Source organism: Acidovorax sp. NB1 (assembly GCF_005405905.1).
Lineage (GTDB): Bacteria > Pseudomonadota > Gammaproteobacteria > Burkholderiales > Burkholderiaceae_C > Acidovorax.
In genome coordinates this window covers 78,283-95,790 of record NZ_BJHU01000059.1, presented here as the reverse complement: position 1 = coordinate 95,790, position 17,508 = coordinate 78,283, and the positions used below count along the sequence as shown (strand labels likewise).

Annotated in this window: 17 protein-coding genes; 9 read left to right on the top strand and 8 right to left on the bottom strand. The window is 64.1% G+C overall.

Translation table 11 applies throughout. The features are described 5' to 3' along the window. Positions 1-461: 461 nt before the first annotated feature. Complete coding sequence (locus tag AvAM_RS25125) at positions 462-1,676, bottom strand: nitrate/nitrite transporter (protein ID WP_137749631.1); 1,215 nt, start codon at positions 1,674-1,676, stop codon at positions 462-464. Here AvAM_RS25125 and AvAM_RS25120 point away from each other — a divergent pair. Both AvAM_RS25120 and AvAM_RS25115 read left to right on the top strand, forming a co-directional pair. Continuing rightward, entirely contained in the window at positions 1,675-1,953 is a 279-nt protein-coding gene (locus AvAM_RS25120; RefSeq protein ID WP_137749630.1) for a hypothetical protein, read from the top strand. The genes AvAM_RS25125 and AvAM_RS25120 overlap by 2 nt on opposite strands. 193 nt (positions 1,954-2,146) lie before the next feature. Beyond that, on the top strand, positions 2,147-3,805 hold the full coding sequence (locus AvAM_RS25115; RefSeq protein WP_137749629.1) for a PAS domain-containing methyl-accepting chemotaxis protein: 1,659 nt from the start codon (positions 2,147-2,149) through the stop codon (positions 3,803-3,805). Between the two features lie 66 nt (positions 3,806-3,871). Here the strand turns inward: AvAM_RS25115 and AvAM_RS25110 are convergent, their stop codons facing one another. After that, on the bottom strand, positions 3,872-4,897 hold the full coding sequence (locus AvAM_RS25110; RefSeq protein ID WP_137749628.1) for a LacI family DNA-binding transcriptional regulator: 1,026 nt from the start codon (positions 4,895-4,897) through the stop codon (positions 3,872-3,874). Positions 4,898-5,101: 204 nt separating this feature from the next. Here AvAM_RS25110 and AvAM_RS25105 point away from each other — a divergent pair, with 204 nt between their 5' ends. The 4 genes from AvAM_RS25105 to AvAM_RS25090 all read left to right on the top strand — a co-directional run bounded on the left by AvAM_RS25105 (position 5,102) and on the right by AvAM_RS25090 (position 8,609). Next, entirely contained in the window at positions 5,102-5,587 is a 486-nt protein-coding gene (locus AvAM_RS25105) for a gluconokinase (protein ID WP_137749671.1), read from the top strand. Continuing rightward, entirely contained in the window at positions 5,584-6,096 is a 513-nt protein-coding gene (locus AvAM_RS25100; protein ID WP_137749627.1) for a TRAP transporter small permease, read from the top strand. The genes AvAM_RS25105 and AvAM_RS25100 overlap by 4 nt, the downstream gene beginning before the upstream one ends. Beyond that, positions 6,096-7,397 carry a TRAP transporter large permease gene (locus AvAM_RS25095; protein WP_137749626.1) on the top strand — a complete coding sequence of 434 codons (1,302 nt, stop codon included), beginning with the start codon at positions 6,096-6,098 and terminating at the stop codon, positions 7,395-7,397. The genes AvAM_RS25100 and AvAM_RS25095 overlap by 1 nt, the downstream gene beginning before the upstream one ends. A gap of 192 nt (positions 7,398-7,589) precedes the next feature. Then, entirely contained in the window at positions 7,590-8,609 is a 1,020-nt protein-coding gene (locus tag AvAM_RS25090) for a TRAP transporter substrate-binding protein (RefSeq protein WP_137749625.1), read from the top strand. A gap of 144 nt (positions 8,610-8,753) precedes the next feature. On the opposite strand, the gene AvAM_RS25085 is transcribed toward AvAM_RS25090, so the two are convergent. Then, positions 8,754-9,047, bottom strand: coding sequence for a DUF4148 domain-containing protein (locus AvAM_RS25085; RefSeq protein ID WP_137749624.1), 294 nt, complete (start codon positions 9,045-9,047; stop codon positions 8,754-8,756). Positions 9,048-9,127: 80 nt separating this feature from the next. After that, on the bottom strand, positions 9,128-9,415 hold the full coding sequence (locus AvAM_RS25080; protein WP_137749623.1) for a DUF4148 domain-containing protein: 288 nt from the start codon (positions 9,413-9,415) through the stop codon (positions 9,128-9,130). Between the two features lie 518 nt (positions 9,416-9,933). Between AvAM_RS25080 and AvAM_RS25075 the strand changes: the two genes are divergently transcribed. Further along, on the top strand, positions 9,934-10,374 hold the full coding sequence (locus tag AvAM_RS25075; RefSeq protein WP_137749622.1) for a CBS domain-containing protein: 441 nt from the start codon (positions 9,934-9,936) through the stop codon (positions 10,372-10,374). A 202-nt stretch (positions 10,375-10,576) separates the two neighbouring features. Here AvAM_RS25075 and AvAM_RS25070 read toward each other — a convergent pair whose 3' ends face one another. The 4 genes from AvAM_RS25070 to AvAM_RS25055 all read right to left on the bottom strand — a co-directional run bounded on the left by AvAM_RS25070 (position 10,577) and on the right by AvAM_RS25055 (position 14,834). Then, positions 10,577-11,416: an ABC transporter ATP-binding protein gene (locus tag AvAM_RS25070; protein ID WP_137749621.1), complete on the bottom strand. Its 840-nt coding sequence runs from the start codon at positions 11,414-11,416 to the stop codon at positions 10,577-10,579. Then, entirely contained in the window at positions 11,413-12,396 is a 984-nt protein-coding gene (gene ntrB, locus AvAM_RS25065) for a nitrate ABC transporter permease (RefSeq protein WP_137749620.1), read from the bottom strand. Before ntrB ends, AvAM_RS25070 begins: the two co-directional genes overlap by 4 nt. Before the next feature lie 66 nt (positions 12,397-12,462). Further along, entirely contained in the window at positions 12,463-13,707 is a 1,245-nt protein-coding gene (locus tag AvAM_RS25060; RefSeq protein ID WP_137749619.1) for a CmpA/NrtA family ABC transporter substrate-binding protein, read from the bottom strand. Between the two features lie 500 nt (positions 13,708-14,207). Beyond that, the gene (locus tag AvAM_RS25055; protein ID WP_137749618.1) at positions 14,208-14,834 is read right to left on the bottom strand and encodes an ANTAR domain-containing response regulator; all 627 of its coding nucleotides are present in this window, start codon (positions 14,832-14,834) and stop codon (positions 14,208-14,210) included. A 315-nt stretch (positions 14,835-15,149) separates the two neighbouring features. Between AvAM_RS25055 and AvAM_RS25050 the strand changes: the two genes are divergently transcribed. Both AvAM_RS25050 and tsaD read left to right on the top strand, forming a co-directional pair. Beyond that, a complete protein-coding gene (locus tag AvAM_RS25050) occupies positions 15,150-16,310 on the top strand; it encodes a branched-chain amino acid ABC transporter substrate-binding protein (RefSeq protein ID WP_137749617.1) in 1,161 nt (386 codons plus the stop codon). Positions 16,311-16,410: 100 nt separating this feature from the next. Next, a complete protein-coding gene (tsaD, locus tag AvAM_RS25045) occupies positions 16,411-17,451 on the top strand; it encodes a tRNA (adenosine(37)-N6)-threonylcarbamoyltransferase complex transferase subunit TsaD (RefSeq protein WP_137749616.1) in 1,041 nt (346 codons plus the stop codon). Positions 17,452-17,508: the final 57 nt, after the last annotated feature.

Here is a 17,508-nt window from a genome sequence, read left to right as displayed (position 1 = left end):
GTGCTTATGCAGAAGGCGGAAGAGCCATTTTTTGCTTGAATCTTCAGCAACACGCCGTCTTGTTTGGGTGTGCGCCACGGTGGGTAGCAGTCTCTTTCACAGGGCACTGCCTTTGGGCTCCCTCTCCCCTCGCGGGAGAGGGCGGGGGGAGAGGGTGCTTTCCTTGGGGCGCTGATACCCCCTCTCCCCAACCCTCTCCCGCGAGGGGAGAGGGAGTTTCAGGGGGCAACGCTGGCGCCGGTCATGCGCCGCGCGCGCATCCCTCTTTTAGCGAAGGTTCGGCAAGCGCTATCGCGCTTACTTGCTTAACGCAAGTCATGCGCTGCGCGTACGGCCGCCCTTCTAGCGAAAGTGCGGGCAACGCTGCGCGTTGGCTGGCTGCGCCAGCTCAGGCACTGCGTGCCCGACCGCCCTTTTGCTGGAAGTGTGGCGAGCGCTTGCGTGCTCACCGGCTACGCCGGTCATGCGCTGCGCGCGCGTCCACCCTTCTCTGCCCATGTCCGCGTCCAGCGGATCTGCATCACCCGCAGCAGCACCAGCATGGCCAGCGCGCACACCGCAATGCCCACAAAGCCCCACAGGTAGGTGCCGGTGTACTGGCGCGAGATGCCCATACCGCTGGGGATCAGGCCGCCGCCCAGGGCGCCGATCTCGCCAATCATCGAGCCGGCCACGGCCGTGGTCAGCGGCCAGCGCAAGGGCACCAGCTGGAAAAGGGCGCCATTGCCCGCGCCCAGCGCTGCAAAACACACCAGGAAGAGCAGCATGGTGACGGGCAGCGAGTTCTCGGCCAGGCCACACAGCACCATGCTCACAGCCGTGATGGCCAGCACAGCGGTGAGCGTGTTCACGCCGCCCCAGTGGTCCGACAGCCAGCCGCCAAAGATGCGCAGCGCTGCACCCAGAAAGGCCGCCAGCATGGTGAGCTGGCCTGCCTGCACCTTGCTCACGTGGAACTGGTCATAAAAATAGCTGGGCAAAAAGGTGGTCAGGCCGATGAAGCCGCCAAAGGTCACGGCATAGATCAGGCTGAACGCCCAGCCGTCTTTTTCAAACAGGCAGGCAATGTGTTCGCGGAAGGTCGAGTGGGCTGCCAGGTCGGTGGGCTCCTTGGCAAAGACCGCCATCACGATCGCGGGCACGGCCACGCTCACGGCGGCAAAGCCGTACACGGCCTGCCATCCGAACTTCTGCGCCAGCGCGGGGGCCAGCAGGGCGGCCACGGCCGTGCCCACGTTGCCCGCGCCCACGATGCCCATGGCCAGGCCCTTGTACCGTGGCGGGAAGGAGCCCGAGCCCAGCGACAGCGCCACGCCAAAGCTGGCCCCGGCCACGCCCAGCAGGATGCCCATGGCCAGCAGGTCGCCGTAGTCGTGCACAAACAGGTAGCCGTAGCCCATGGCCACGAAGATGCCCGCCATCTCGACCAGCGTGGCGTTCTTGCGCCCGATGTACTGCGCCAGGATGCCCAGCGGAAAGCGCATCAGCGCACCGGCAAAGATGGGGATGGACAGCATCATGCCCATCTGTGTGGGCGTGAGCTGGAAGCTGTCTCGGATGAACGGCGCCATGGCACCGTTGATCACCCAGACAGCGCACGAGAAACCGAAGTAGAGGAAGGACGACCACAGCGTGGGGGCGTGGCCGGACTTGAGGAACTCGCGGAATTGAAGCATGGCGATCGTGCGCAAAAGGGCTGAAGGACTCCCCCAGCCGGGGCAAAAACAAAAAGGCGCCTGCATGGATCGCGCAGGCCTTGCAGCCAATTTGCATTCCATGAAGACGCCATCGTCCAGTTCGCCCAATCCGCCGTTGCACCGGGCTGATACACGGCCAGCGTTGGCCGCACCAAACAGCAAGCAATGCCTGTGCCAGCCGGGTTGTTTTGGGTGTTTGAATAAAAAATTGCCGTTACCGCGCGCCCATATTCAATTCATTGCTATCAAATGGTGAGTATTTGGCCGCCGGGCTGCTGCGCTTTGGGGCGCGGCGCTGGAGGAATGCACTCTTTTGGTGAGCGTGCGGCGCGCGGCGATTTAGTTGTTTGCGAAAGAAAATTTTCGCCATAGGATGAAACCGACTTTTCCAAGGCTTTTTTCAGTTCAGTTTTTCTGGGGTGACAAGGTTTTCCACAAGGAGGGGTTTCATGCGCGTCAATCTGCCCGTCAGCACGCACGAATATGCGTTTCCCAAAGGCCAGACTCTGGTGTCCACCACCGATCTCAAGGGCCGCATCCTGTACTGCAACCCGATGTTCATCGAGGTCAGCGGCTACGAAAAAGAAGAACTCCTGGGCCAGCCCCACAACATGATCCGGCACCCGGACATGCCCGAGGAGGCCTTCCGCGACATGTGGGAGACCATCGCCAAAGGCATCCCCTGGTCGGCACCGGTCAAGAACCGGCGCAAGGACGGCTCGTTCTACTGGGTCATGGCCAACGTCACGCCGCTCATGCAGGGCGACCAGCCCACGGGCTACATGTCGGTGCGCACCGAGGCTACGCGCGAACAGATCCAGGGGGCCGACCAGCTCTACCGCACCATGCAGGCCGAAAAACAGGCAGGCAGGCTGGTGCATGTGCTGCGCGGTGGGCAGCTGATCACCGACACCTTCATGGGCCGCCTGATGATGGCGTTGCAGCCGGGGCCCCTGGGCAAGATCGCGCTGTGCACCCTGCTGCTGGTCCTGCTGTCGTGGGGGGCTGCCGCGCTGGGCGGGTATGCGATGACGCTGGGCTCGGGCGTGGCCTGGGTGGGTGTGGTGGTGGCCGCCATCGCCATGGCGGTGTACCTGCACCGGGTCACGGTGCTGCCCCTGGTGGAAATGCTGCGCTGGGCCAACCGCATGGCGGCGGGCGACCTCACGCAAAAGTTTTCAGCCTCGCGCACCGATACGGTTGGGCAGCTGCAGAAGGCGCTGGCGCAGCTCAATGTGAACCTGCTGTCCATCGTGCGCGATGCGCGGCAGGAGAGCGAACACATGCAGGTCTCCACCCGCGAGATCGCGCAGGGCAACCAGGACCTGTCGTCCCGCACCGAGGCGCAGGCCAGTAACCTGCAGCAGACCGCAGCGTCAATGGAAGAGATCACCGGCACCGTCAAGCAGACCGCCGAATCCGCCCGCCAGGCTACGGTGCTGGCCACACAGGCCACCCAGGTCACCGAGCGCAGCAGCAGCGCCGTAGACGGTGTTGCTGACACCATGAAGCAGATCCAGGCCGCATCCGGCCGCATCAGCGAGATCACGCAGCTCATCGACTCCATCGCGTTCCAGACCAACATCCTCGCTCTGAACGCTGCCGTGGAAGCAGCGCGTGCGGGCGAGCAGGGGCGCGGGTTTGCCGTGGTGGCCTCGGAGGTGCGCAGCCTGTCGCACCGCACGCAGTCCGCCGCCAAGGAAATCCGCCAGCTCATCGACGACTCGGCCAACAAGGTAAGCGAAGGCCACGAGAAGACCGATGCCGCGCAAAAGACCATGACCGAGTCGCTGGACTTGGTGCGCCGCGTGAACACGCTGATCGGCGAGATCCACAGTGCATCGAATGAGCAGCTCAGCGGCATCTCGCAGGTCAACTCGGCCGTGGCGCAACTGGACACCATCACGCAGCAGAACGCAGCGCTGGTGGAGGAAAACGCCGCCTCGGCCATGCAGCTCAATGGCCAGGCGCAGACCATGACCGAGACGGTGCAGGTGTTCCGCATCGACGCCTCGGCGCCGTCGCAGGCGCGCGATGCGGTGGCGCTTCGCAAGGAGATGAAGGGTCAGGGTGGTTCGTCATCCAGCAGGGCGCTGGCGGCGGTGTGAAGTGGCCGCGCGGGGACTGGAGCCCGCGGATAGCAAGTCCGAGGGCGGCACTGCAGATTCGCGATCTCAGGTGCTGCTTCTAATGGTCAGCTCAAACCCCAGATTCACCGAGTTGTGCTCCGGTACCTCGCCGCGCATCAGCGCCAGCAGCATGCGTGCGCTGGCCTCGCCCACGGCAGAGCGTGGCGTGCGCACGGTGGTCAGGGGCGGCAGCATCTGGTCGCTGCCCGCCAGGTCGTTGAAGCCCGCAATCGCCACCTGGCCGGGTACCGACAGGCCCAGGCGCTGCGCAGCCAGCAGGCCGCCCTGGGCCAGGTCGTCGTTGCAGAAGAAGATGGCATCCACGCCGGGGCGGGTGCGCAGCAGCTCCTCCAGCAGTTCACCGCCCAGGCGCATCGATGAGGGCTGCGGGCTTAGCAGTTCCAGCTTGGGGTCGTACCGGCCTGCTTCACGCAGGCAGCGGCGATAGCCCTCGGCGCGCTGCATGGTGCGCGGGTCGAGCTGGGCGGCCACAAAGGCCACGTTTTTATAGCCGCGCTCCAGCAGGTGGGCCGTCATGCTGTGGCCCGCGTCCTGCTGCGAAAACCCCACGCAGAACACGCCGGGGGCCGGGGTCATCTCCATCAGGTGCACGCAGGGCACACCGCTGGCCGCAATCAGTTGGCGCGCGGCCTCGGTGCGGTCAAAGCCGGTGACCAGCAGGCCCGCCGGGCGGTGGGCGAGGTAGGTGCGCAGCAGTTGTTCTTCTTCCTGCGGGTCATAGTGCGTCACGCCGATCAGGGCCTGGTAGCCCTCGGGGAACAGGGTGCGGTGCACGGATTCGAGCACGTCCACAAACAGCGCGTTGGACAGCAGTGGCACCAGCACCGGCACCTGCACGCTGCGTTGCGAGGCCAGCGCGCGCGCGGCCGGGTCGGGCACATAACCCAGCTGCTGGGCCGCGTCCTTGACCCGCTGCACCAGCTCTTGGGCCACGCCGCGCTCGCCGCGCAGTGCGCGGGATGCCGTGATGGGGCTGACGCCCGCCGCCTTGGCCACGTCGCTCAGCGTGATGCGCCCGCTGGATCGGCGCCGGGTCTCGGATTTATTCAAGGGTTAACCCTCATTGGGATGGGTGTTGATCTGGTTAGGATAGCGCTGTCCAAAGGCCTGGGCAAGACAGTTGGCGTGTTTTTTGGCATGTTGGCCGAGTCATTGCTCGCATTTTGGAGGCATCTGCAGAGATGCATTTTTTTGGATTCATTGGATAGCGCTACCAATATGAGTTTTACGCCGTTATCGGTTTATCTGGTCGTCATGGGGGTGGCCGGTTGTGGCAAGTCCAGCCTGGGCGCTGCCCTGGCCCAGGCCGAAGGTCTTCCCCTCATCGAAGGGGACGACCACCACAGCCCCGCCAGCCGCGAAAAAATGCGCCAGGGTATTGCGCTGACCGACGCCGATCGCGAGGGCTGGCTGAGCACGCTGGGGCAACTGCTGCAGGCGCAGCCGCAGGGTGTGGTGCTGACCTGCTCAGCGCTCAAGAAGGCGTACCGCGACAGGCTGCGCAGCGCCTGCCCGGGCCTGCGCTTTGTTTTTCTGGAGATCGACCGCACCCATGCAGGCCAGCGCGTTGCAGCGCGTGCGGGCACACATTTTTTCTCCAGCGCGCTGGTGGACAGCCAGTTCGCCACGCTGGAATCCCCCGTGGGCGAAACCGGCGTGCTGCGCCTGGATGCCCTGCGGGACCTGCCCACCCTGCAGCAGCAGGCCTCGGCCTGGCTGGCCACAAAGGAGACCGCATGAGTTCCCCCGCACAAGATGCCGCGCCGCAAAGCCGCTTTGCCCGGGTCTCCCAGGTGCTCATGGCCAGCTGCCTGGGCGTGATGGCCGTGGCCGTGTTCATCAACGTGGTGCTGCGCTACGGCTTTGGCAGCGGCGTGGCGGCCAGCGAAGAGCTGTCTCGCCTGCTGTTCGTCTGGATGGTGTTCATCGGCGCTGCCGCCGCCTACCCGGCAGGCGAGCACATGGCCTTCACCAGCCTGGCGGGCCTGCTGGCCAAGCGCCCAGTGGCGTTTGGCGTGCTCACCGCTGCCATTCGCCTGCTGGTGATGGCGGCCTGCGCCATGCTGGCCTGGGGTGCCTGGCAGCAGGTGGTGGTGGGCATGGGCAGCCGCTCGGTGGTCATGGCCTACCCGGCGGCCTTGCTGCCACTGCCGGCCTTTTTGTGTGCGGTTGCCATCGGGGTGATGGCAACCATTGAACTGATTCAACGCAAGCCCTTGGACCTGGGCCACGGCGCGGAGGTGGAGTGATGTTCGGACTGACGCCTGAAGCCTTGGCCTTTGTGGTCTTTTCGCTGGGCATGCTGGTGCTGATGGGCACCGGCATGAACATGGGCCTCGCCCTGGTGCTTACGGGCGCAGGCATGGCCTGGGTGCTCGACTTCTGGGATGCGCAGTTGCTCGCCCAGAACCTGGTGGCGGGGGTGGACAGCTTTCCGCTGCTGGCCGTGCCTTTCTTCATCCTGGCCGGTGAGCTGATGAACTCGGGTGGCATCAGCCGCCGCATCATCGACATGGCGCAGGCCTGGGTGGGGCACATCCGGGGCGGGCTGGGTTACGTGGCCATTGGCGCTGCGGTGCTCATGGCGAGCATGAGCGGCTCGGCCCTGGCCGACACTGCAGCCTTGGCCACCATCCTCTTGCCCATGATGCGGCAGCAGGGCTACCCCATGAACACATCCGCCGGGTTGATTGCCTCGGGCGGCATCATTGCGCCCATCATCCCGCCGTCCATGCCCTTCGTGATCTACGGCGTGACCACCAACACCTCGATCTCGGCGCTGTTTGTGTCGGGCATCGTGCCGGGGCTGATGATGGGGGTGGGCCTCATCTTTGCCTGGCGCTGGGTGCTGCGCGGCATGGACCTGCCCCAGGGCCAGCCCCTGCCCATCAAGGACCGCCTGCGCTCCACGGTGCGCGCCTTCTGGGCCATGCTGATGCCGCTCATCATCATCGGCGGCATGAAGACCGGTGTGTTCACCCCCACCGAGGCCGCCGTGGTGGCCGCGTTCTACGCACTGGTGGTGGCGCTGTTCATCCACCGCGAAATGAAGCTGGCCGACATCTATGGCGTGCTGGTGCGTGCAGCCAGGACGACCTCCATCGTGATGTTCTTGTGCGCTGGCGCCCAGGTGGCCAGCTACATGATCACGCTGGCCGACCTGCCCAATGTACTGACCAGCTGGCTGGGCCCGCTGGTGGAAAACCCGCGCCTCCTGATGGCCGTGATGATGATCGTGCTGGTGCTCATCGGCACGGCGCTGGACCTCACGCCCACCATCCTGATCTTTGCGCCCGTGATGCTGCCCATCGCCGTCAAGGCGGGGATCGACCCGGTGTACTTCGGCCTGATGTTCGTGCTCAACGGCGCCATCGGCCTCATCACCCCGCCGGTGGGCACGGTGCTCAACGTGGTGGCCGGGGTGGGGCGCATCTCGATGCACAGCGTCATCAAGGGCGTGAATCCTTTTCTCATCACCTACGTGCTGATCCTGGCGCTGCTGGTCGTGTTCCCGCAGATCGTGACTGCGCCTGTCGTCTGGTTGAGATGAAGCACCCCCTGTGTCGCTTCGCGCCTTCACCCCTCTCTCGCATTGCTGCGCAATGCGGGAGGGGGACGCCCCCAGCGCGGCGGGGCGTCCCTTGCGCGGGGGCACTGACCTAGGCCGCGCCGGTATCGGTCATCTATCCCCTTTGATCCCTTTTCCTCTGTTCCTCACTCCCTCACCACAATGGAGACAACCATGAAAACTTTCCGTCGTACCCTGCTGGCCGCCCTGTCGGTCGCTGCCATCACTTGCTCGTTCCAGGCCGCAGCGCAAGACTTCAAGCCGCGCATCATCCGTTTTGGCTATGGCCTGAACGAGGTGTCCAACCAGGGCCGTGCCACCAAGCTGTTTGCCGAAGAGGTCGAAAAAGCCTCGGGCGGCAAGATGAAGGTGCGTGCCATTGGCGCCGCCGCGCTGGGCTCGGACGTGCAGATGCAGCAGGCCCTGATCGGCGGCGCGCAAGAGATGATGGTGGGCTCCACGGCCACGCTGGTGGGCATCACCAAGGAAATGGCCATCTGGGACACGCCGTTCCTGTTCAACAACGCCAAGGAAGCCGACGTGGTGCTGGACGGCCCCGTGGGCCAGAAGGTGATGGACAAGCTGCAGGAAAAGGGCCTGGTCGGCCTGGTGTACTGGGAGAACGGTTTCCGCAACCTCACCAACAGCAAGCGCCCCGTCAACAAGCTCGAAGACATGGACGGCATCAAGCTGCGCGTGATGCAGAACAACGTGTTCCTCGACAGCTTCAAGACCCTGGGTGCCAACGCTGTGCCGCTGCCGTTCTCCGAACTCTTCACCGCGCTGGAAACCAAGACGGTGGACGGCCAGGAGAACCCCTACAACACCATCCTGTCGAGCAAGTTCTACGAGGTGCAGAAGTACCTCACCGTGACCAACCACGTCTACAGCCCCTGGATCGTGCTGGTGAGCAAGAAGTACTGGGACGGCCTGTCGAAGGCCGAGCAGAAGGTGCTGCTCGATGCCGCCAAGAAGAGCCGTGACTTCGAGCGCCAGGACACCCGCGCCGAGGCCGACAAGGCGCTGGCCGACCTCAAGGGCAAGGGCATGCAGGTCAATGAACTGCCCGCCGCCGAAGCCAACCGCATGCGCGAAAAGCTGGCTGCCGTGAACGCCAGCATCGCCGCCAACGTGGGCGAAAGCCTGTGGAAGGATGTGCAGGGCGCTGTGGCGCAGGCACGCGCTGGCAAGTAATCCGGGGCAAGGAGGGGCGCTGCAGCAGCGCCCTTGTTTCCTCCGATACAAGACAAAAGGCTGGGAACCCTTGCGGGTCCCCAGCCTTTTTTGCATTGGCAACTCTTCTGTGCCCGCACTGCCTGGCAGCGCGGGCCGGGCTCTTTACAGCGAGCCGATTTCGCCCGAAGAGATCTTGCCGGTGCGCAGGGCTTCAGCAGCCTGGGCGTTCACCGCATTGCGGTCGGCCGTGGAGGTGTAAACCAGAGCGCGGGAACCGACGGGGATGGCACCGCTGGTCTGGGGCACAGCCGAGGCTTCGACTTGCACTTCAGCGCGGGTGCGGTTGGTTTCGAACTTGGTGGCGTACTGCGAAGCATCGGCTTCGTCAGCCTGGGCGCCAAAAGAAGCGAAAGCAGCGACAGCGGCGATGGACAGGAAACGGGCGGTGTTGTTCATGGTGAAACTCCGGTGAAATTCAAAAAAATAGGGTTCAAGCAATCAGGTCAGTGAGGGGCGATGAATCCAGCGGATCCAGCTCAGCCTTGTTCACCCGAGGGGATCTGGCCGGTGCGCACAGCTTCAGCAGCCTGGGCACGCACAGCAGCGCGGTCAGCGGTGCTCTTGTAGGTCACGACGCGGGAACCAGCAGGCTCAATGCCGCGGGTCTGGGCCACAGTGGCGGCTTCGGCAGCCACTTCAGCGCGGGTGCGGTTGGTTTCAAACTTGGTGGCGAATTGCGAAGCATCGGCTTCGTCAGCGTGGGCGCCGAAAGAGGCGAAAGCAGCGACAGCGGCGATGGAGAGGAAACGTGCGGTGTTGTTCATGATGGATAAGTCCTTTAAAAAGCGTCTCAAAAAAACCAGGAGAAAAACAAAACAAAAACTGTCTCAACCCTGGGTTCGGTGAGTCGCCTTGCGGGATCGGCTCATCGATGGGTTGAACTGTACGCCGATGGTGTTCATGGAAAAACCATCTGGTCGCGAATTAACTGTTCCAGTATTGGAAACAATCCAGGTGCTTGTTTCCTGTGCGGCGACAAGGCCGGTGGGGGCGCAAGCGGTGGGCGCGGGGGCCAGGAAAGTGGGCGGTGGATCCTTTCGGAGTGCGTTGGACATGGGCTGTATCGTGCCCAGTGGCCGACTTTGCGTCGTCTCGTCACCGTTTCGGTTCTTTTCAGTTTGTTTCGCGTTCCGCCGAATGCAACAGTGGCGAAACATATGCATCGCAGCCGCTACACAGGGGCCAAAAACCTCGGCAAATCGGGCTTGCGCGGGTTGCGCGCGCGGGGCTTATGGGCTGAAATAACCTTCAGCCTGTTTCAGTTCTCACGAGGGAGGTTCCCATGACCAGCGTCGCAAAGATTCTTCAATCCAAACCCGATGCCATCGTGCACACCATCGCCCCCACGGCCCTGGTGTTTGATGCGCTCAAGCTCATGGCCGACAAGGGCATTGGTGCCCTGCTGGTGACCGAGGGCGAGGCCATCGTGGGCATCTTCACGGAGCGGGACTACGCCCGCAAGATCGCCCTCATGGGGCGGACCTCGTCCGTCACGCAGGTGCGGGATGTGATGACCTCTGCCGTCCGTTTTGTGCGGCCCGACCAGACCAGCGAGCAGTGCATGCAGATCATGAGCACGGGCCGCATGCGCCACCTCCCGGTGGTGGACGCCAATGACAAGCTGGTCGGCATGATCTCGATTGGAGACTTGGTGAAGGACATCATCTCCGAGCAAAAATTCATCATCGAACAGCTGGAGCAGTACATCACCGGTAGCCATTGACGACCCCCTGAGTCGCCTGCGGTGCCTTTCCCCCGGAGGGGGGACGCGCCCAACGCGGCGGGGCGGCCCTTGCGCGAGGGCACTGGTCTGGAGCTGCGCGCGTGCGATGGCCCTGCCATGGGGATGTAACGAAAAAGGGCTCTGACCGATCTGGCCAGAGCCCTTTTGTTTTGGTTGTTTGGGCCGGTGCCGGCCCGGCCGCTCAGGCGGCTTTTTCGACGTGGCCCTGGCGGGTGTAGAGGAAGTCGATCACCGCCTTGCGGTAGTGCACGTACTGCGGGTCTTCTGCCAGCTCCACGCGTTTGCGGGGGCGGGGCAGGTCTACGGTCAGCACTTCGCCAATGGTGGCTGCAGGGCCGTTGGTCATCATCACGATCTTGTCGGACAGCAGCACGGCCTCGTCCACGTCGTGGGTCACCATGACCACGGTGCTTTGTGTGCGAGCGACGATCTCCAGCAGCTCATCCTGCAGCTTGGCGCGGGTCAGGGCGTCGAGTGCGCCGAAGGGCTCGTCCATCAGCAGCACCTGGGGTTCCATGGAGAGAGCCCGGGCAATGCCCACGCGCTGCTTCATGCCGCCCGAGATTTCGCCGGGGCGTTTTTGGCCTGCGGGCGTGAGGCCCACCAGCGCCAGCGCAGCATCGGTGCGGGCCTTGAGCTGGGCCTTGGTCTCCTTGGCGCCAAACACGCGCTCCACCGCCAGGTAGATGTTGTCGAAGCAGGTCAGCCAGGGCAGCAGTGAGTGGTTCTGGAACACCACCGCGCGCTCAGGCCCCGGGCCCTTGATCTCCTTGTTGGCGCACAGCAGCGCGCCGTTGGTGGGGGTGGTGAGGCCCGCGATCAGGTTGAGCAGCGTGGACTTGCCGCAGCCCGAGTGGCCGATCAGTGCCACGAACTCGCCCTTGGCAATGGTCAGGTTGATGTCGCGCAGCGCAGGGAACAAGCCCTTGGCCGTCTTGAAGGTCTGCTCGACGCCGTGGACTTCGATGAACTTGGTGCTCATGGAGGGGTGTGCAGATGCTGCTGTGGTGGTCGTGTTCATGCTTTCACCTCTTCGAACGTAAATGCGGTGGCCAACTTGATGAGCGCAAACTCCAGCAGCAGCCCGACGATGCCGATCACGAAGATCGCGATGATGATGTTCTTGACGTTGAGGTTGTTCCACTCGTCCCACACCCAGAAGCCGATGCCCACGCCGCCGGTCAGCATCTCGGCCGCCACGATGACGAGCCACGCGGTGCCCACGGCCAGGCGCACGCCGGTGAGCATGTAGGGCAGCACGGCGGGGAAGAGGATCTTGATGGCGATCTTCCATTCGCTCAGGTTCAGCACCCGGGCCACGTTCATGTAGTCCTGCGGCACGCGCTGCACGCCCACGGCGGTGTTGATGATCATCGGCCAGATGGAGCAGATGAAGATGGTCCAGATGGCGGCCGGGTTGGCGCCCTTGAACACCAGCAGGCCGATGGGCAGCCACGCCAGGGGCGACACCGGCCGCAGCAGGCTGATGAGCGGGTTGAACATGCGCGACAGAAAATTGAAGCGCCCGATCACGAAGCCCGCCGGAATGCCCACCAGCGCTGCCATGCCAAAGCCGATGGCCACGCGCTCCAGCGACATCAGCACGTTCCAGCCCACGCCCTGGTCGTTGGGGCCGTTGCGGTAGAACGGATTGCTGAAGATGTCCAGCGCCTGTTTCCACGTCTCCATCGGGCTGGGGATGCTGCCGCCCGTGGTGGTGGAGACCACGGCCCACAGGCCGACCAGCAGGCCCAGGCCACACAGCGGCGGCAGCACGGCCAGCCAGAAGCTGCGCGAGAGCGCCGCCCAGTCGCGTGCGGCAGGCGCGGCAGGTGCTGTGGCGCCGGGCGCGGTCGTTGCCTTGGCTGCGGGTGCAGGATTCAAGGTTTTTTGGGCTCTTGCGCCTGCTGGTAAAGCGTTTGTAGCTACATTATTCATAGCATTCTGTGCAACCCCGGCAGGGGCAGCATCCAGGGGGGAGTGAAAAACGGCACTGACCATGGTGTTTCTCCTGTGAATCCTTTGAAGAGGCCGGGTGTGCAGGTCGGGGCGGGGTGGGGCGCCCGATCAGGCTTTGATCTTGAAGCTGTCGGCGTACTTGGCGGGGTCCTTGCCGTCCCACACCACGCCATCGAGCAGCTTGCTGGAGCGCATCACGTCCTTGGGCACATTGATCTTCATGGCGCTGGCCACCGACTTGTAGAGGTCGATCTGGTTGATCTGCTTGGCCACACCCAGGTAGTCGGGGTGGTCCTTCAGCAAACCCCAGCGCTTGTGCTGCGTGAGGAACCACATGCCGTCCGAGAGGTAGGGGAAGTTCACCGCGCCGTCGTTGAAGAACTTCATGTGGTTGGGGTCGTCCCAGGTCTTGCCCAGGCCGTTCTGGTAGCGGCCCAGGATGCGCTGGTTGATCGCGTCCACGCTGGTGTTGACGTAGGCCTTGCCCGCCACCGTCTCGGCCATCTTCATCTTGTTGGACAGGCTGGCGTCGATCCACTGGCTGGCTTCGAGCACGGCCATCATCACCGCGCGGGTGGTGTTGGGGTTCTTCTTGACGAACTCGGCCGACGTGCCCAACACCTTCTCGGGGTGGTCTTTCCAGATGTCCTGGGTGGTGTTGGCAGTGATGCCGATGCCGTCCATGATGGCGCGGTGGTTCCAGGGCTCACCCACGCAAAAGCCGTCCATGTTGCCCACGCGCATGTTGGCCACCATCTGCGGCGGCGGCACGGTGATCAGCTTGGCGCCCGACAGCGGATTGATGCCCGCCGCCGCCAGCCAGTAGTGCATCCACATGGCGTGGGTGCCGGTGGGGAAGGTGCCTGCAAAGGTGTACTCGCGCTTTTCCTTGGCCATCAGCTTGGCCAGCGAGGGGCCGTCCACCGCACCCTTGTCGGCCAGCGCTTTGGACAGCGTGATCGCCTGGCCGTTGTTGTTCAGGCTCATCAGCACGGCCATGTCCTTCTTGGGGCCGGCCGTGCCCAGGTGCACGCCGTAGACCAGGCCATACAGCACATGGGCAAAGTCCAGCTCGCCGTTCACCAGCTTGTCGCGCACACCGGCCCACGATGCTTCCTTGGTGGGGATGATGGTGACGCCGTACTTCTTGTCGAAGCCAAGCACCGACGCCATCACCACGCTGGCGCAGTCGGTCAGCGGGATGAAGCCGATCTTCACTTCCTTCTTCTCGGGGGCGTCCGAGCCCTGTGCATGCACCAGGGCACGCAGGGCAGGGCTCACGCCCACGGCGCCCACGGTAGCGGCCTGCAGCACGGTGCGGCGGTTGAGGCTGGTTTTCAACAGATCGGTCATGGGGCGGTTCCTCGGTGCGTTAAAAAACAAAAAAGGCGTCCTCCCCTGGCCGGGTTGCATGCGCAAACGGGCTCGGAGAGGGACGCCTTTGTCCATGGCAAAGCCCATTGGGGGGCTTTGTGTCAGCACTGGCCCGCCATTGGGCCGGTGCTGTCAGGGTGGGACCGTCTTTGGTCTTACCAGGGTTAATGCAAGCAGCGTGCCAGCCTGTGTTGCGCCTATTCAGCTCTCCAATCACTATGTTTTTGATAGCTGCTTGGGCAATATGGTCGTGCGGAGAAAGCCTTTTGGGCTTGAAATGTTCACGGCTGGTGCATGTGTGCGGTCTGCACTGCGGTTGTGCGGCGCACCATGTAGGAGAAACCGGTGGATCTGGACGCAGCCCAAGCCAGGGCGGCAAGCCAAGGTCCGCCCCGCAGCGAGGGCCGCGTCCCTCTTCCCGCATCGCGCCAGCGATTCGGGAGAAGGGGGAAGGCGCGCAGCGCCTCAGGGGGATGTCACTAGCCGAGCAGATCCATCACGTCCAGCATGCGTTGCGCCACGTCCACGAGCTTGAGGCCCTTGTCCATGGCGGTCTTGCGCAGCTTTTCGTAGGCCGCCTGTTCGGTCAGGCCCTGGCGCTGCATGAGCAGGCCCTTGGCGCGGTCGATGGTCTTGCGGTCCTTGAGTTCGGTCTTGGCATCGGCCAGCTCAGCGCGCAGGGCCTGTTCGTGCTGAAAGCGCGCCATCGCCACGTCCAGAATGGGGCGGATGCGCTGCGGCGCCAGGCCCGCCACGATGTAGGCCGACACACCCGCCGCCACTGCGTCCTTGACGTGCGAGGTGTCCTCGTCGTTGGTGAACATCACGATGGGGCGGCGCTCGTCGCGCGTGGCCATCACCACATGTTCGAGCGCATCGCGGGCTTCGCTCTCGGCGTCCACGATGATCAGGTCGGGCTGGAGCTGGGCAATGCGTTCGCTCAGAAAAACGTCGGCGGGCAGCGTGGCCACCAGGTTGAAGTTGTTTTCCAGCAAACCTATGCGCAGCGCACGCGACCGCTCCGCCTGCAGGACGGCGTGTTCGTCGTGTGGGTCGGTGACCGCCAGATCCGGGGCGACCACCACGATGCGCAAAGCCTCATTCATAGCGCTGAGCATAAGCAATTTTCACGCCGTATTTGGGTGCGCCGAAGCGGTGCACACAGGGCCAATGCGCGGGCGGGGTGGCCACCAAGGGGCCGCCGAGGGGGCGCGGTCTGTTGGGTAGCCTCCTCTAAAAGCGACGAAGCGCTGCAATGCGCTGAAAAGACCTTCAACACGCCCATAGGCCGCGGCGGCCCGCCTTGCGGGGCCTGAAAGTTGCTAATTAAGGACGCTGCGGGAGGGCATACCCGATAGCGCCTCCGGGTGGCCTCGCATATACATCCGGTCACTTCGACATTCAGATATGGAGTTTTTTGCATGAACAAGCACTTCAACCGGCGCCGCTTCTCGGCCAGCCTGGCCCTGACCGCAGTGGCGACTGCCGCACTCCTGACCGGATGCGGCAAGGTGCCGGACACCATCAAAATTGGTGTGGCGCAACCCCTGAGCGGCCCGCTGGGCGCCTTGGGGCAGGATCTGCTCAACGGCGTGACCCTGGCGGTGGATGAACTCAACAAATCCGGCTACACGGTGGACGGCAAGCGCGTGACGCTGGAGGTGGTTTCGGTGGACGACAAGGCCGACGCCGCCACCGGCAAGGCCGTGGCCCAGCAGCTCGTGGATGCGGGCGTGGTGGCCGTCATCGGGCACCTGAACTCGGGCGTGAGCATCGAGACCGCGCCCATCTACGCCGCCAAGGACATTGCCCAGATCGCCATCTCCACCAACCCCAAGTTCACGCAGCTGGGTTTTTCCACCACCTTCCGCATGGTGGGCAACGACACCCTGCAGGCCCGCGCCATCGGCTCGTTTGCCGCCACCCAGCTGGGCGCCGCACGTTATGCCGCGCTGGACGACGGCACCCCCTACGGCAAGGGCCTGGCCGACGGCGCCGCCGAGCAGCTCAAGGCCGAGAAAAAAGAAGTGGTGGTCCGCAAGTCGTTCGACGACAAGACCGTGGCGTTTGACGAACTGGCCGGTGAACTCAAGGCCGCCAAGGTCGATGTGATCGTCTCCACCCTCAACGACTTCCAGGCGCTGGCACTGCTCGAAGCCCTGCGCAAGGTGGACCACACCAAGGTCAGCCTGCTGGGCGGCGACACCATCAAGACCACCGACATGACCAAGGGCGGCGGCATCGTGCAGGGCATCTACGCCACCTCGCCCGTGCTGGAGGCCAAGGAGTTCTCCACCGGAAAGCCTTTCCTGGAGAAGTACATCGCCGCCTACAAAAAGCCCCCGGCCTACGGCGGCCACTACAGCTACGACAGCACCTACGTGCTCTCAGCCGCCATCCAGAAGGCCAAGTCCGCCGACCCCAAGGACATCACCAAGGCCATGCACAGCATCAATGGCTACGCCCCCGTGATCGGCACCATGACCTGGGATGACAAGGGCGAGCAACGCTACGGCGCCGTCGGCGTGTACGAACTGCGCGCGGGCAGCTGGGAGCTGCGCATGCGGTCGGACCGCTGGTAAGCCCTGGGGCCATGGCCTCTTTCAACCCTTGCTGGTGGATGCCAGCAGGGGTTTTTTTGCTTTTGGGTGGCCCGGATCGCATGGGTTTTACACTTCGGGCATGAGCTTGCTGATCCTGGGTATTGAATCTTCGTGCGACGAAACCGGCGTGGCATTGGTCCGTTCTACGGGCGATGCCGTGCCTACGCTGCTGTCACACGCGCTGCACAGCCAGATCGAGATGCACCAGGCCTATGGCGGCGTGGTGCCCGAGCTGGCCAGCCGCGACCATATCCGCCGTGTGCTACCGCTGGCCAAAGAGGTGCTGGCCGAGTCCGGCCAGACGTTGGCCGATGTGGACGTGGTGGCCTACACACGTGGCCCGGGGCTGGCGGGGGCGCTGCTGGTGGGGGCGGGCGTAGCCTGCGCCCTGGGTGCGGCGCTCAACAGGCCGGTGCTGGGTGTGCACCACCTGGAGGGGCATCTGCTGTCGCCCTTCCTCAGTGCCGACCCGCCGGAGTTTCCCTTTGTGGCCCTGCTCGTTTCGGGCGGTCACACCCAGCTGATGCGCGTGGATGGCGTGGGCCGCTACGAGATCCTGGGCGAGACCATTGACGATGCGGCGGGCGAGGCATTTGACAAGTCCGCCAAGCTCATGGGGCTGGGCTATCCCGGTGGCCCGGCGCTGTCCCGGCTGGCGGAGCAAGGCAGCGCCACGGCCTTCAAGCTGCCACGGCCTCTGCTGCACAGCGGTGATCTGGATTTTTCGTTTGCCGGGCTCAAGACTGCCGTGCTCACGCAAGCCAAGAAGCTGGGCGACGAACTGGAGTCGCGCAAGGCTGACCTGGCCGCCAGCACCGAGGCGGCGATTGTCGATGTGCTGGTGAAGAAGACGCTGACCGCGCTCAAGCAGACGGGCCTGAAACGTGTGGTGGTGGCCGGTGGCGTGGGGGCTAACAGGCACCTGCGTGCACAGCTCAACACGGCCTGCGCGCAAAACAAAGTGAGGGTGCACTATCCCGAGCTGCACCTGTGCACCGACAACGGCGCCATGATCGCCATGGCTGCTGCAATGCGGCTGCAGGCGGGGCAGCAGCAAGCCAGCACCGACTACGCCTTTGACGTGAAGCCGCGCTGGCCGCTGGATGCGATCACGGTTTGATTTTCTGAATAAAAAAAGCCGCTACCGCCTGTCCAGAAAGCGTTAGCAGCTATCTTT

What these genes read in the sequence shown, in the direction of transcription:
- AvAM_RS25120 (WP_137749630.1), top strand. Translation starts at nt 1,675, where the DNA reads ATGGCGATCGTGCGCAAAAGGGCTGAAGGACTCCCCCAGCCGGGGCAA.
- AvAM_RS25125 (WP_137749631.1), bottom strand. Translation starts at nt 1,676, where the DNA reads ATGCTTCAATTCCGCGAGTTCCTCAAGTCCGGCCACGCCCCCACGCTG.
- AvAM_RS25115 (WP_137749629.1), top strand. Translation starts at nt 2,147, where the DNA reads ATGCGCGTCAATCTGCCCGTCAGCACGCACGAATATGCGTTTCCCAAA.
- AvAM_RS25105 (WP_137749671.1), top strand. Translation starts at nt 5,102, where the DNA reads ATGGGGGTGGCCGGTTGTGGCAAGTCCAGCCTGGGCGCTGCCCTGGCC.
- AvAM_RS25100 (WP_137749627.1), top strand. Translation starts at nt 5,584, where the DNA reads ATGAGTTCCCCCGCACAAGATGCCGCGCCGCAAAGCCGCTTTGCCCGG.
- AvAM_RS25095 (WP_137749626.1), top strand. Translation starts at nt 6,096, where the DNA reads ATGTTCGGACTGACGCCTGAAGCCTTGGCCTTTGTGGTCTTTTCGCTG.
- AvAM_RS25090 (WP_137749625.1), top strand. Translation starts at nt 7,590, where the DNA reads ATGAAAACTTTCCGTCGTACCCTGCTGGCCGCCCTGTCGGTCGCTGCC.
- AvAM_RS25085 (WP_137749624.1), bottom strand. Translation starts at nt 9,047, where the DNA reads ATGAACAACACCGCCCGTTTCCTGTCCATCGCCGCTGTCGCTGCTTTC.
- AvAM_RS25080 (WP_137749623.1), bottom strand. Translation starts at nt 9,415, where the DNA reads ATGAACAACACCGCACGTTTCCTCTCCATCGCCGCTGTCGCTGCTTTC.
- AvAM_RS25075 (WP_137749622.1), top strand. Translation starts at nt 9,934, where the DNA reads ATGACCAGCGTCGCAAAGATTCTTCAATCCAAACCCGATGCCATCGTG.
- AvAM_RS25070 (WP_137749621.1), bottom strand. Translation starts at nt 11,416, where the DNA reads ATGAACACGACCACCACAGCAGCATCTGCACACCCCTCCATGAGCACC.
- ntrB (WP_137749620.1), bottom strand. Translation starts at nt 12,396, where the DNA reads ATGGTCAGTGCCGTTTTTCACTCCCCCCTGGATGCTGCCCCTGCCGGG.
- AvAM_RS25060 (WP_137749619.1), bottom strand. Translation starts at nt 13,707, where the DNA reads ATGACCGATCTGTTGAAAACCAGCCTCAACCGCCGCACCGTGCTGCAG.
- AvAM_RS25055 (WP_137749618.1), bottom strand. Translation starts at nt 14,834, where the DNA reads ATGAATGAGGCTTTGCGCATCGTGGTGGTCGCCCCGGATCTGGCGGTC.
- AvAM_RS25050 (WP_137749617.1), top strand. Translation starts at nt 15,150, where the DNA reads ATGAACAAGCACTTCAACCGGCGCCGCTTCTCGGCCAGCCTGGCCCTG.
- tsaD (WP_137749616.1), top strand. Translation starts at nt 16,411, where the DNA reads ATGAGCTTGCTGATCCTGGGTATTGAATCTTCGTGCGACGAAACCGGC.